General features: G+C 31.8%; 13 protein-coding genes. 2 read left to right on the top strand and 11 right to left on the bottom strand.

All coding sequences use genetic code 11. The features are described from left to right. Positions 1–215, bottom strand: a 215-nt coding sequence (locus BUB36_RS03515; RefSeq protein ID WP_073147045.1) for a hypothetical protein, incomplete at its 3' end; no start/stop codon positions are given. 441 nt (positions 216–656) lie between these two features. Between BUB36_RS03515 and BUB36_RS03510 the strand changes: the two genes are divergently transcribed. After that, positions 657–2,567 carry an ABC-F family ATP-binding cassette domain-containing protein gene (locus BUB36_RS03510; RefSeq protein WP_073147042.1) on the top strand — a complete coding sequence of 637 codons (1,911 nt, stop codon included), beginning with the start codon at positions 657–659 and terminating at the stop codon, positions 2,565–2,567. Positions 2,568–2,680: 113 nt separating this feature from the next. After that, positions 2,681–2,911, top strand: coding sequence for an acyl carrier protein (acpP, locus tag BUB36_RS03505; protein WP_073147040.1), 231 nt, complete (start codon positions 2,681–2,683; stop codon positions 2,909–2,911). A 382-nt stretch (positions 2,912–3,293) separates the two neighbouring features. On the opposite strand, the gene tsaD is transcribed toward acpP, so the two are convergent. The 10 genes from tsaD to BUB36_RS03455 all read right to left on the bottom strand — a co-directional run bounded on the left by tsaD (position 3,294) and on the right by BUB36_RS03455 (position 13,789). Beyond that, entirely contained in the window at positions 3,294–4,328 is a 1,035-nt protein-coding gene (gene tsaD / locus BUB36_RS03500) for a tRNA (adenosine(37)-N6)-threonylcarbamoyltransferase complex transferase subunit TsaD (protein ID WP_073147038.1), read from the bottom strand. 229 nt (positions 4,329–4,557) lie between these two features. After that, entirely contained in the window at positions 4,558–5,265 is a 708-nt protein-coding gene (locus tag BUB36_RS03495; RefSeq protein ID WP_073147036.1) for a Yip1 family protein, read from the bottom strand. A 26-nt stretch (positions 5,266–5,291) separates the two neighbouring features. Then, positions 5,292–6,509: an ABC transporter permease gene (locus BUB36_RS03490; RefSeq protein WP_073147034.1), complete on the bottom strand. Its 1,218-nt coding sequence runs from the start codon at positions 6,507–6,509 to the stop codon at positions 5,292–5,294. 89 nt (positions 6,510–6,598) lie between these two features. After that, on the bottom strand, positions 6,599–7,333 hold the full coding sequence (locus BUB36_RS03485; protein WP_330390398.1) for an ABC transporter ATP-binding protein: 735 nt from the start codon (positions 7,331–7,333) through the stop codon (positions 6,599–6,601). Continuing rightward, on the bottom strand, positions 7,290–8,558 hold the full coding sequence (locus tag BUB36_RS03480; protein WP_073147032.1) for an efflux RND transporter periplasmic adaptor subunit: 1,269 nt from the start codon (positions 8,556–8,558) through the stop codon (positions 7,290–7,292). The genes BUB36_RS03485 and BUB36_RS03480 overlap by 44 nt, the downstream gene beginning before the upstream one ends. A 396-nt stretch (positions 8,559–8,954) precedes the next feature. Next, positions 8,955–9,398: a ribosomal protein S18-alanine N-acetyltransferase gene (rimI, locus tag BUB36_RS03475; protein WP_073147030.1), complete on the bottom strand. Its 444-nt coding sequence runs from the start codon at positions 9,396–9,398 to the stop codon at positions 8,955–8,957. Further along, a complete protein-coding gene (gene tsaB / locus BUB36_RS03470) occupies positions 9,391–10,119 on the bottom strand; it encodes a tRNA (adenosine(37)-N6)-threonylcarbamoyltransferase complex dimerization subunit type 1 TsaB (RefSeq protein ID WP_073147028.1) in 729 nt (242 codons plus the stop codon). The genes rimI and tsaB overlap by 8 nt, the downstream gene beginning before the upstream one ends. After that, positions 10,119–10,580, bottom strand: a complete 462-nt coding sequence (gene tsaE, locus BUB36_RS03465) for a tRNA (adenosine(37)-N6)-threonylcarbamoyltransferase complex ATPase subunit type 1 TsaE (protein WP_073147026.1) — start codon at positions 10,578–10,580, stop codon at positions 10,119–10,121. Before tsaE ends, tsaB begins: the two co-directional genes overlap by 1 nt. Before the next feature lie 383 nt (positions 10,581–10,963). Then, on the bottom strand, positions 10,964–12,130 hold the full coding sequence (locus BUB36_RS03460) for an amidohydrolase (protein ID WP_073147024.1): 1,167 nt from the start codon (positions 12,128–12,130) through the stop codon (positions 10,964–10,966). Between the two features lie 357 nt (positions 12,131–12,487). After that, positions 12,488–13,789 carry an MFS transporter gene (locus tag BUB36_RS03455; RefSeq protein WP_073147022.1) on the bottom strand — a complete coding sequence of 434 codons (1,302 nt, stop codon included), beginning with the start codon at positions 13,787–13,789 and terminating at the stop codon, positions 12,488–12,490. Between the last annotated feature and the right edge of the window lie 40 nt (positions 13,790–13,829).

The following is a 13,829-nucleotide window of genomic DNA, read 5'->3' as shown; positions in this document are numbered from 1 at the left end:
ACATACCAATTCTTTTTCCTATTAGAAGATTCTTTTATAATTTCATCACATATCTTCAATGCTTCTTCTACTATAGCTATTCCTATTTCATCAAGCATTTTCTTAGTATCTAAAATATATCTTGAAATGTCCTTATGCTCTGTAAATAGTTTTTCCATATTTTTATTGTTATCTTTAATGATTTTTGTCATAATTTCCTGTATAATATTATTCATGAGAATAGCTCCTTTCATATGTTTTGATGTGTTGCTTATACACTTCCATCTTAACATAAGAAGCTATTCTCTTTTTATTTTTTTCCTACAATAATTTTACACTAAGCAATGATTCGATAGTTTTTAAGTATTCTATTATGTTCTAAAACCGTAATAAGTCTTATTTTTACCTAATCAAAAAGGCAATATCAGAACTGCTGTGATAGAAACCAGATTGGTGGGTTGCTTTAATATTTTTACCTGAGAAACTTGCATAATTAACACTAATAATTTTGAAATACAATATGTAGATAGCTTCCTTGACTCTCTCCACCACATTTTGTACTCCAAAATTTTTTAAACGTATTATGCAATTTTCTCACCTTTTAAAAATATATTATTAAGTTACTTATCTTTATGATAAAATAATTTATATGCAAAGAAGATTTAGGAGGCAACAAAATGATAGCAATTTCATGTAATAATGTTACTAAATCCTTTGGAATTGATTTAATATTGGAAGATATTTCTTTCACTATAAATATTGGGGACAAAGTAGGTTTAATTGGTAAGAATGGTACTGGAAAATCCACCCTTTTTAGAATTTTAACTAATCAAAGTTCTTATGATAAGGGAAATATATATATTTCTAAGGATTTGAATATAGGGTATTTAAAACAAAACTTAAGTTTTGATAATGAAAAAACAATTTTTGAAGAATGTCTAACAGTTTTCGAAGATATAATCGAGATGGAAAAAAAAATTAGAAACCTTGAATATCAAATATCAAAAACAACAAATCATGAAGGTAATGAATTTAAAAATCTAATGAACCTCTATTCTAATCTTCTGGATGAATTTAACAATAAAAATGGATATGGTTATAAAAGTGAAATTAGAGGCGTTCTTAAGGGGCTGGGTTTTAGTGATGAAGACTTTGAAAAGGAAATCATGAAGCTCAGTGGTGGACAAAAATCTAGGCTCAATATTGCTAAGCTTCTACTTCAAAAACCCAATATTTTGCTTTTAGATGAACCAACAAATCATTTGGACATCGATGCAATCAACTGGCTAGAAGGCTTTCTTAAAAATTATTCTGGAACTCTTTTAGTAATATCCCACGACAGGTATTTTTTAGATCAAATATCTAATAAAGTTTTTGAAATTGAAAACAAAAATATCGTTCAGTTTGAAGGAAGCTATACAAAATATATAGATTATAAGAAAAGCATGTATAAGCAGCAAATGAAGCAGTATCTACAACAGCAAAAGGAAATAGCTAAGCAAGAGGAAATAATAAGAAGATTTAAGCAGCATGGCACTGAAAAATTAGCAAATCGTGCCAAAAGCAGGGAAAGACGTTTAGAAAAAATTAATGTTTTAGATAAACCCATTATTAATAATCACAGGACACAAATCAAATTTCAGTCAAAGGAAAAAAGCGGCAGGGAAGTTTTAAAGGTTAATGCTTTATCTAAATCCTTTGATAATCAAACTCTGTTCCAAAATATAAGCTTTAATATATACAGAAATGAAAGGGTAGCTTTAATTGGTCCAAATGGTATAGGTAAAACTACTTTGTTTAAAATATTGTTAAATAAGCTAAATTATGATAGTGGAGATATTGTTTTAGGTCACAACGTTTTTATAGGATATTATGATCAGGAGCAAGAAAATTTAAATCCCAATAATAATCTTATAGATGAAATATGTAATGAAAACCCTAAAATCTCTATTCCAGAAGCTAGAAATCTCTTAGCTGCCTTTCTTTTTACAGGAGATGATGTTTTTAAAGAAGTAGGAAACTTAAGTGGTGGAGAAAAAAGCCGCTTATCTCTTTTAAAGCTTATGCTTTCCAGTGCCAACTTCATATTACTGGATGAACCTACGAATCACTTAGATTTACCTTCAAAGGAAGTATTAGAAGATGCATTATTAGAGTATGATGGTACTATTTTTACAATATCCCATGATAGATATTTTCTAAACAAAATAGCCACAAAAATACTAGAAATTTCTCAGGATGGTATTAAAGAATACTTAGGCAACTATGATTATTATATAGAAAAGAAAAAACAGCTGGAACAATCTACTGATGATAAAAACTCTGAAACTATAACAAAAACTAAGCTTAAAGAAGAAAAAAAACGTAAAAAGATAGAAGAAGCTGAAAAGAAGAAACATAAGCAGATGATAAAAGAACTTGAAGATAAGATATTGGATTTTGAAACTAGGTTAAATGAATTAGAGCATTTAATGTGTGATAAGGATGTTTATGCCAATCCCGATAAAAGTAAACAGCTCCATAATGAATATGAAAATATAAAGCGTGAATTAGAGAATTTATACAGCCAATGGGAAGAAAAAATATAAAATTCTTCTAGACAATCATAAAATTTTAAGTATAATAGTAATAGATTATTAATATGATAATTTAAAGAAAGACTACAATAAATGATAAAAATTATCTAAAAGGAGGAAAACTAATGGTATTGGATAAAATTAAAGAATTAATTATTGAACAATTAGGTTTAGACGAAGGAACTGAGATCACTATGGATACTTCCCTAATGAATGACCTTGAAGCTGATTCTTTAGATGCAGTAGAAGTTATAATGGCCATCGAAGATGAATTTGACATTGAAATTCCTGATGAAGACGCTGAAGACTTCAAAAATATTGGTGATATAGTTAGATATGTAGAAGAAAGAATTTAGTCTGGATTTATTTCCAGACTTTTTTACTTTAAAAAAGGTTAAAGGAGATAGGAAAAGGAGAAAGGTTTTTACAGCATGATTAATCTCTATAAATATTATGTTTACCTTATTTTTTAGTCATATTTTCTTAAGTAGTTTCATATAAATTAAGTAAGGGCTATTATATACATTGATATCCACATATTTTCCACATTATTCACAAAACAATCCACATTTTTATTAGCAAAAACCCGTTTTCCATGATTTATTAACATTTTCCACATTTTTATCCACATATATTGTGTTAATTGTGGATAAAAAAGAAAAAACCTGCTTATGGTTTACATAAGTAGGTTTTATGAAGTAGTTATTGTTTACCATTTTCACCTCAATTATTAATACTCTAGATTCTTTCATATTTTTGACCAATCTTTAAATTTGGTATAGCATTTAAGTACATATCCGCTGAATACCCATTTATATAATCATAATATGCTGCACAGCCTATCATAGCAGCATTATCTGTACATAGAGATATTGGGGGAAACATTAATTTAAAGTTATTCTTCTCGGTTCTTTCTTTGAGCAATTGCCTTAGTCCACTATTAGCAGCTACTCCACCTGCTATGACGATTGTATCAACTCCACATCTTTTAGCAGCTAATATTGTCTTGTCTACTAAAACATCAATAACGGCTTGTTGAAAGCTTGCTGCTACATCTTCCTTGATTATCGAAATTCCCTTCATTTTTGAATTGTTAAGATAATTTAAAACAGCAGATTTTAATCCGCTAAAACTAAAGTCAAGGCTATCATTTTCCAAGTAGGTTCTAGGAAAATTAATTGCATTCTTATTTCCTTTCTTGGAGAGTTTATCGATTATAGGCCCTCCAGGATATCCCAAGCCTATTGCCCTTGCAACCTTATCAAAGGCTTCTCCAGCTGCATCGTCTCTAGTTTTTCCAAGAACCTCATATACTCCATAATCCTTCATATATACTAAGTGAGTATGCCCTCCTGACACTATTAGACAAATAAATGGAGGTTCTAAATTCTTATGTTCAATAAAATTTGCATAAATATGTCCCTCAATATGATTTACTCCTACAAGGGGTTTATCTAATGAATATGCCAAAGCCTTAGCAGTTGACAAACCCACAAGTAAAGCTCCAACAAGACCTGGTCCATAGGTTACACCTATTAAATCTATATCCTTAAAGCTAACATTAGCTTTATCAAGGGCTTCATCGATAACATAACTAATATTTTCTACATGCTTCCTTGATGCAACCTCTGGTACTACTCCTCCAAACTTCTTATGTAAATCTATTTGAGAAGATACAATATTTGAAAGTACCTCCCTGCCATTCTTTAGGACAGCAGCCGATGTTTCATCACAACTCGATTCCAGTGCTAAAATTATTAATTTTTTTTCCATTTTTCCTTTCTCCTTTAATTTTCAGCTAATTTCATTCTATATTTTTATATTATATACTACTATTATTTATATAACCACAAATTTTAGTAATACATAAGAAAATGTGATATAAGAATAGATACATTGACCAAATGATAAAAATTTGAATCAAATATATCGTTTCCCATATCACATTTTCCTTTGATATTATATTTCCCTCAGTTCCCCACTGTCCCTATGAATCCTTTTTTTACTGCATAATAATAGCTAACACTACATGATATACAATTAAAATACTCCAAGGACCAAATACTGCTACTGCAGCCTTTCCTTTACTAATCCTATGAACAACACTAATTCCTATCATTGAAACTATCAAATACCATAAAATAAATATATCAAACTGTGTCATTAAATTGTATAAAGGTGTATTAAATTCTAAATTTGGTATAACAGAAGCTAAAGATATGGTAACAAAATAACTTTGTGTTAATAAGCATATTATTGTCTTAATAATCTCCCCCAACATTACTATGAAATATGAAAAAAATATAACCGATAAACTTTGCTTTATATCCCCTTTACCATCAAATAACCTTGTAATGCCATGGGAAATTAATCCTTTAAACAGTGCCATGATTATAGGCATAATGGAAGCACTTATTGAAGCAATATATACTGTAGTCATCATAATTTCTTCAGGTATCTCTACTGAATTTGGATTTAGCTCCATCTGCTGGAGGGTGAATTCCTTTAGCAAATCAATTTTTAATACATTTAACAAAGTAAATACTAATAATGTAGGTAATATAGCAAATAGTAAAGTTGGTTTTATGGAAATGTCCTCCATAACCTTAATAGGATTTACAAATACATTTACAAACCTCTGAAAAAAAGACAACTTCGATTCCTCATTATCTTCTTCAAACTGAGTATTAATAAAACCATCATCACTCATTGAATATTCCTCCTTTTACTCATTTTCTACTCATACCTCAAGGCTTCTATTGGATCAAGCTTTGCAGCCTTGTTTGCAGGATAAATTCCGAAGAAAATTCCTACCCCTGCTGAGAAAACCCAGGCAATCAGTATCGTCATAGGAGAGACAGTAGGTGGTATTTTTATGAAGTTTGATATAATGTAGGAAAATCCTATTCCTAAAATCGTTCCAATCATTCCTCCAATTCCTGAGATAATAACTGCCTCAACCAAAAACTGTAAAAGAATATCTCTATGTCTAGCCCCAATAGCCTTTCTAATACCAATTTCCCTAGTTCTTTCTGTAACCGATACCAACATGATGTTCATAACACCTATTCCTCCAACCAATAATGAAATAGCTGCTATTGCTCCCACAACCATGGTCATCACACTTGTTATCTTATTAACTGATTCCATTTCACTTTCGGCATTATAGCTTCTATATTTATCCTTACCAGCATTTCCATGACGTCTTTCTAACAATTTTATCATCTTATTTAAGGTTTCTTCAATATTAACACCTTGTTTTAGATTCATTTCCACCATATATACTCTATCTCCAACACCAAACATCTTTTCTACTGTTGATACTGGTAAGTAAAGATATTTGGGACTATTTCCACCAAAGCCTCCAGAAAACAGTGATTTTTTATTTTTATATATACCAACTATAACTGGAGAAATACTATTTGTTCTAGTATTTACAATAATTCTTTCTCCTAAAACATTGGTTCTACCAAAGATATCCAATGCTAATTCCTCATCAATAACAACCACATTCCTCTTAGCCTTAATATCTCCTTCAACTAAATATCTACCCTTAATAATTTCTTTCTTATCAATATTATTATATTCATGTTCCACTCCATATATATAAACACTTTTCTTTTCCTTGCCAGCTACTATCTCACCCGTAGTATCAAAATAATGGGACATAGCTGAAATTTCCTTTTCAAAAGCCCTTCTTAATGCCTTTAAATCTTCATGATTCATATAATCCTTTGATGTGGGGTTCTTCCTCCAATTATGCCATATAGCTGCTCTATTGACACCAAAGCTTTCAAACTCTTTATTCATCATGTTTTTACTCCCTTGTCCCAATGCGACTACAGCTATAACAGATGATATACCTATTATTATACCAAGCATTGTAAGCAAAGACCTCATCTTATTTACCCATATAGCACTGATGGCCACCTTTATACTCTCAATAAAGTTCACCTTATCAACTCCTTTGTTAAGCGAAAAACTTGTAGCATATTTTCTTTATCCTTCATTCTTCTCATAAGTCATGAGCCTAGCTTTTAAACTTATGGCTTAGAACTTAGAGCTTTTGTATCCTCAACTATTTCACCATCTTTAAAAACAACAATTCTCTTTGTTTTTTGTGCTATATCAGGTTCATGGGTTACTATTACAATAGTAGCTCCTTCTTCGTTCAGCTTCTTAAAAATATCCATTATTTCATCACTAGACTTAGAATCAAGATTCCCCGTAGGCTCATCGGCTAAGATAACAGCTGGACTGTTAACTAACGCCCTTGCAATAGCTACCCTTTGTTTTTGACCTCCAGAAAGTTCATTTGGCTTATGATGGATTCTATCTCCAAGCCCTACCTTTTTTAAAGCTTCTAATGCCCTGTCATGCCTCTCTTTAAAGTTAACATTGGCATAAAGCATAGGTAATTCTACATTTTTATATGCAGATGTTCTTGGTAATAAATTAAAGGATTGAAAAACAAAACCTATCTTTTTATTTCTAATCTTTGCTAATTCTAATTCGTTTAATTCTTCAATCTTAGCATTATCAAGCTCATATTTACCCTTAGTAGGTTTGTCAAGGCACCCCAGTATATTCATCATAGTAGACTTTCCAGAACCTGATGGTCCCATAATGGACACAAATTCTCCTTCTTCTATTTTAAGGTCTACTCCCTTGAGAGCCTCAACCTTGATATTTCCATTACTATAAATTTTCCAAAGGTTTTCAATCTTAATCATATTAATTTCCTTTCTTACCTTGTATTCCTTTATTAACTTTAACATCCATACCATCCTTGATTTTTTCTGTAGGATTTAATATAACTAAGTCATTTTCCTTTAAACCATCACCAATTATTTCAGTCACCATGTCCCCTTCTATTCCCGTATTTATAACACATTTTTTGGCTTTATTATCTTCTACAATGTAAATACATTTAGTGCCATCCTTATCAGCATATATGGCTTCATATGGTACTACCAAGACATCTTTTTTATTTGCAGTATTTATTTCTACATTTGCAGAAAAGTTTGGCTTGAATTGTGTATTCTTACTATTGATATCTACTTTAACCTTCACAACTGTCTCTGTTCCTTGACCATTCTTTTCCACTACTGCATTTGGTGATATATATGCTACTGTTCCTTTATATTCCTTGTTTTCTGCCCCATCGCTGGTTACATTAACGGTTTGCCCGATTTTTACTTTCCCAACATCATATTCACTTATATTAGTAATTACCTCTAAATTCTCTGTATCTTGAATTTTAAACATTAATGTATTTGCTGCAATAATAGATAGCTCTGAAATATTGACTTCTATAACAGTTCCATCTATAGGACTGATTATATTTGTCTTTTTTATATCTGATTTAATTTTTTCTATTTCAAGTTCCATGGCCCTTACTTCTTTTTCCTGTATCCTTATTTCTCCTAGAACATCAGCATCCTCATATTTTTTCTTTGCCAAAGTATAATCATTATAAGCTGTCTGCATATCACTTTTTGCTTGTTCTAGCTCGTTTTCACTTATGGCTCCAGCTTCAAAAAGAGCTTTTTTATCTTCATACTTTTTCTTTGCATCCTTATATCTAATTTGAGTATTTTTATATTCTGTTTCCAATGTTGACATATTTTCTTTTCTAAGCTGATTCAGCTTATCCTTAGCTACCTCTAGCTTTATTTCACTTTGCTTTAAATTATATTCTAGTTCATCGGAGTCAAGCTTAGCAAGTAGATCTCCTTTTTTTACCTTCATTCCTTCTTCTACCAATACTTCCCTCACCTTACCCGATAAATCTGATGTAATTTCTCTTTCTTCCTTGGAGACAATTGTTCCACTTGCAAAAATATTGGATTCGATGTCCTGCTTTAAAATACTAGTGGTTTTGACAGGTAATCCCCCTTGTTCCTTTAACCTCATGGCATTTACCGTAGCTAATGAAATAAAGGCTACAACTATTAATACAGCTGAAATAATAAGTATATTTTTCTTTTTAAATTTACGCATTTTTACCCTCCTAATCTAGTATGCTTCATATAGATTTTAATTCTAAATACTATAAACGACAACTATATAAAAATCCCTTCATATTTTCATATTTTTTAAATTTTCCCAACAAAAAAATGCCTAGTTTTAGAATACTTCAACAAATCTTATAGCTAAACAAACTCAGAGGCTAATCAATAACTTCTAGAACCATGTGAATAATTCTTCCATACTCAATTATATATTAACTTTAGTCATAATAATATTAAAAGAATCTTAAAAATAATATTAGCTTTGGGCTTTTTTCTTTATTTTTACTCAAAATTTATGACCCTAATTCTTAATCTTAATTTTAGTCTCAATCTTAATCTCAACCTTAACCTCATCCCTCAAAACCTTCCCATGAAAAAAGAGGCTCTAGCCTCTCCACATAATAATAGCATCTTCATTATTGTCATGATAGTACTTTGGTCTTTTCCCACAGGGTTTAAAGCCTAATTTCATATAAAGCCCTTGAGCAGCAATATTACTTTCCCGAACCTCTAAAGTCATCCTATATATTCTTAAGCTTTCTGCATATTCTATCATGGATTCAACTAAAAAACTTCCTAATTTTTTATTTCTAAAATCCTTGTGTATTGCTATGTTTGTAATATGTGCTTCATCTATTATAATCCACATGCCACCATAGCCTACTATCTGATTTTCATACTCTATTACTAGGTATTTTGCCAGCTGATTATTTCTTATTTCCTTTTCAAAGGACTCCCTAGTCCAAGGAGTAAGAAAGCTGCTATTTTCAATTTCTATGACTGAATCAATATCATCTAGAGTCATTTCTCTAACAGTAATATTACTCATTAATTTCACTGCACCTTTTCATTTTTTCTTCATATTGTCTTTCGGCTTCAGACTTTCTTAAATAAACTGGAGTGATGTTTAAATAATTTTCAGGTTTTGATTGCCCTCCATTTATTTTATCAAGAGCAAGCTGTGCTATGGAGGAAGCCCTCTGCATATTTACGTATTGAGGAGCAAACACTGCTTTTTCTCCTAAGCTGCTAATAATATCATCTTTATATCTGCCTAATCCATCTCCGAGAAAAATAACTTTCTCTTGTCTTTGCTTAAGTTCATCAATGAGTTTATCTATACTTGATGGAGCTTCCTTTATTATGTCTACAAGCTTATGCTTAACCCATTTATAAACTCCTGTATAAACTTGATTTCTTCTAGCATCCATTATCGGACAAATTAATTCTTTACTATATGTAATATTATATGCAAGGCCTTCTAAACTTGAAACTCCTATTACAGGTATATTCCATCCATGTGCCAAACCCTTTACTGTTGCAATGCCTATTCTTATTCCTGTAAAGGAACCAGGGCCTCTTGATACTGCTATAAGCTCTATATCCTCCATTGATAATTCAAGGGTTGATAGAAGCTCATCTATAATAGGCATGAGTTTCTGTGAATGGGTCATGGGACTATTTATAGTATATTCACCAAGCAATTTTTTCCTATCCATTACTGCCACAGTGGCAACAATAGAAGATGTATCTATAGCCAATATATTCATTATCTAATCAACTCCTCAATAACACTTTCATAATGCCTCGTTGTGCCTTTGATATAAAAAACTCTACTATCTATTTTATCACTTAGTTTTATATCTATCCATAGACATTCCTTAGGAATTAATTCTTCTATCTGAGATGCCCATTCTACTATACATACTCCATCACCATAAAAATACTCTTCATATCCTATATCATACATTTCATCTATATCCATTATTCTGTATACATCAAAATGATAGACTGGAAATCTTCCATGGTATTCATGTATTATGTTAAAGGTAGGGCTTGTAACATCCTCCCTAACCTCCAAGCCTTTAGCTATGGATTTAGTTAGGGTAGTCTTTCCTGCCCCTAAATCACCTGTAAGACATACAATATCTCCTTTATCCAAAAGTTTACCTATTTTATATCCTAGCTCCTTAGTTTCTTCCTCATTTCTACAAATAATTTTCTTCAACACTACAACCTCCAACCTTCAACGTCTTTACTTATAATACATATTATCTCCATAATACAATAGATTATAAAGCTAGACAAGAGGGGAGATTGTTAGTTACAAGTTCTATGTTACAAGTTCTAGGATTTTTGTTATTCTTTTGGGTCTATAGATATATATTTCAACCTACAAAAAATGATATGGGGACAGACCCCCAGACACACTAAAAACATGTGTGTCAGCTGGGTCAGTCCCCAAGTCACTTTTTCTCTTCATTTATAAATTATACTATTTGAGAAATTTAATAGGAACTAGCTAAAAGCTATCCTAGTCTATGGATAGCTTTTTCAGCCTAAAAGAATGACTCAAAAACTTGCAACATGCAACTTGGAACTAACAAAGCCTTTTTATTCGGCTTTGTTCTCATAAACCACTTTTCCATCAATAATTGTATATAAAACCTCAGATTTAATTTCAAATGGATGATTACTCCATATAACTATGTCTGCATCCTTGCCTTCCTTGATGCTACCTACTCTATCATCTATTCCTAAAATCTGCGCAGGATTTATAGTAATTGCCTTTAAGGCTTCTTCTTCATCCATGCCTGCCTTAACGGCTAAAGCTGCACATAAACCTAAATGCTGTAATGGAATTACAGGATGGTCAGTCATAATAGCAACCTTAACTCCTGCTTTACTTAAAACTCCTGGTGTTTCAAAGGTAAGATTCTTAAGTTCAAATTTACATCTTTCTCCAAAGCTTGGCCCAACTATTGCAGGCAATCCTTCCTTTTTTATATGGTGGGCTATTAGATGTCCTTCCGTACAATGCTCTAGAGTTAACTTTACTCCAAATTCCTTAGCTATTCTTATAGATGTTAAAATATCATCTGCCCTATGGGCATGGGCCTTTAATGGTATCTCTCCATTTAATACCTTAAGCATTGCCTCCATTTTTACATCTAATGCTGGCTTCTTTGATTCATCTTCTCCAGCAGCTTCCAACTTATCTTTATATTCCTTAGCCTTCATAAGAGTTTCCCTTAGAATTGCTGCTGTTGCCATTCTAGTCATGGGCGATTGTTTTTTCTCATTGTATACTCTTTTAGGGTTTTCTCCAAAGGCACATTTCATAGCTAAAGGCTCTTTAACTATCATATCATCTATCCTATCACCATAGGTCTTTATTGCAACAAATTGTCCACCAATAACATTGGCACTACCTGGACCAGTAGCAGCGCATGTTACACCGCCCTGTCTAGTTTCCTCAAAGGTTCTATCCAAAGGATTTATCCCGTCAATAGCCCTAAGCTGTGGTGTAACTGGGTCAGTCATTTCATTTCCATCTGCTCCTTCAAAGCCTATAGAGTCCTCCCACATTCCTAGATGACAGTGGGCATCGATAAAACCTGGCATTACTATTCTTCCCTCTGCATCAATAACCTGTGCATCAAGGGGTGCAACAATATTTTCTCCTATCTCTTTAATTTTTCCATCCTCAACTAATATACTTGCTCTTTCAAAAATCTTGCCTTCCATTGTAAAAACTTTTCCGTTTTTGATAAGTAACATTAATAATCCCCCTCTAGTTATACTTTATAGTCTATTACATATAGAATTTACATAGTAAAACTTAATTTATACATGTACAAATATGCAATGTTTCTGGGCATTTTGGACATGTATAAATTAAAGTCTTTACTTAAATTCCTATATTGAATGTTAAATACAAAACTATATAGATATCAATATCTTAGTTCAATGTGAAAATTAAGTTCTCCTTCTATTATATAACTTTTTTTATATATTTAAAGAAAAAAATATTTTAGGACTCCTAATTTAAGGAGTCCCATATAAATTATTCTTTTGACCTTAGGATTTTATACAATAATAACATTTAACATATCTCATTAAAACATTCAACATCTCTTAGTCTTTATAAACATTTCTACAATTTGTCTCTTTAATAAGAAATATAAATATAAAACCTATCAAAGCCGATATAAATGAATACATAAAAGCTTTATGATAAAGCTCCACTGGAGACATAGTACCTGCGAACTTATCAAATACTTTCCCTAATAACGGTGGCAAAATAGCAGCTCCTAAGAAACCGCCGATATTTACTACAGAAGTTGAAATACCTGCTATTTCAGGAGGATTAACCTCCTTTGCACATGCCCACCCTAATACAAAAACAGGACATGTAAATCCTAGCATAAATAATAAAGGCATTAGAATTTCAATGGGTGGCTTTCCACCATTTAAGAAAACTAAAATAGTCCAACTTATTACATATACAGTACCAAACACAAACATAGGTAGTTTTCTTTTTTTAATACTATCAGAAAATTTTCCAATAACTATACTGCCTACTGCCAATCCAATAACAGCAGTCATTGTATAGCTTGCAGCTTTAACCTTTGGAATATTATAAACTTCTATTAAATAAGCTTCTCCCCAAGACCCTGATAAAGTAACAAATGCTCCAAAAAATCCAGCAAAAACCACAAAACCTGGCCAAGTTTTGGAATTAGAAATAACTTTTATTAATCCCTTTATGAGATTAGGTTTCTTTTTAAAAGATTTTTTTACTTCCCTTCCTTCTATTTCTGCTATTGATGGTAGTCCCATTTCCTGTGGAGTATTTCTGGCTAATACATAGCATAGTATTGAAATTACTATTGATAATACTCCTATAACTGCAAATGACACTCTCCATGTCAAATATCCTACCATTATTACCAAGGGAGCTTTTGCTAAAATACCACCTAAATTGCCAACAAAGGATGTTATACCTGACATAGTTCCAAATTCACTTTCCTTAAACCACTGGGATTGAATTTTAAGGATAGATATAAAAACAACAGATACACCTAAACCCACCACTAATCTTCCTAAAAAAGCCCACATGATTGTTGGGGCATAGCCAAAAACTATGGAACCTATTCCAGCTAACAAAGTTCCTACAGTTACTGTTTTGCGAGCACCCAGTGAATCCGCCAGCATACCTGAAGGAATTTGCATAAGCATATATGCATAAAAATAGGTTGACCCAAGATTACCAAAGGTCGCCCCTGTGATATTGAAGGTATTTACTAATTCATCCCTAACAACACCAACAGCCAGTCTATGAAAAAAAACGATAATGTATGCTAAAGATAGCACTCCCCATACAACATAGCGATAGGTCATAAGCCTTTTAACCTTTGTATTATCTAATTGAGACATTGAAACTCTCCTTTCAAGTGAGAAACCTGCATAATTAACA

The organism is Paramaledivibacter caminithermalis DSM 15212 (assembly GCF_900142245.1).
In the GTDB taxonomy this organism is placed as follows: Bacteria; Bacillota; Clostridia; order Peptostreptococcales; family Caminicellaceae; genus Paramaledivibacter; species Paramaledivibacter caminithermalis.
This window is presented reverse-complemented; position numbering and strand designations above follow the sequence as displayed.

What these genes read in the sequence shown, in the direction of transcription:
- BUB36_RS03510 (WP_073147042.1), top strand. Translation starts at nt 657, where the DNA reads ATGATAGCAATTTCATGTAATAATGTTACTAAATCCTTTGGAATTGAT.
- acpP (WP_073147040.1), top strand. Translation starts at nt 2,681, where the DNA reads ATGGTATTGGATAAAATTAAAGAATTAATTATTGAACAATTAGGTTTA.
- tsaD (WP_073147038.1), bottom strand. Translation starts at nt 4,328, where the DNA reads ATGGAAAAAAAATTAATAATTTTAGCACTGGAATCGAGTTGTGATGAA.
- BUB36_RS03495 (WP_073147036.1), bottom strand. Translation starts at nt 5,265, where the DNA reads ATGAGTGATGATGGTTTTATTAATACTCAGTTTGAAGAAGATAATGAG.
- BUB36_RS03485 (WP_330390398.1), bottom strand. Translation starts at nt 7,333, where the DNA reads ATGTTAAAGTTAATAAAGGAATACAAGGTAAGAAAGGAAATTAATATG.
- BUB36_RS03480 (WP_073147032.1), bottom strand. Translation starts at nt 8,558, where the DNA reads ATGCGTAAATTTAAAAAGAAAAATATACTTATTATTTCAGCTGTATTA.
- rimI (WP_073147030.1), bottom strand. Translation starts at nt 9,398, where the DNA reads ATGAGTAATATTACTGTTAGAGAAATGACTCTAGATGATATTGATTCA.
- tsaB (WP_073147028.1), bottom strand. Translation starts at nt 10,119, where the DNA reads ATGAATATATTGGCTATAGATACATCTTCTATTGTTGCCACTGTGGCA.
- BUB36_RS03460 (WP_073147024.1), bottom strand. Translation starts at nt 12,130, where the DNA reads ATGTTACTTATCAAAAACGGAAAAGTTTTTACAATGGAAGGCAAGATT.
- BUB36_RS03455 (WP_073147022.1), bottom strand. Translation starts at nt 13,789, where the DNA reads ATGTCTCAATTAGATAATACAAAGGTTAAAAGGCTTATGACCTATCGC.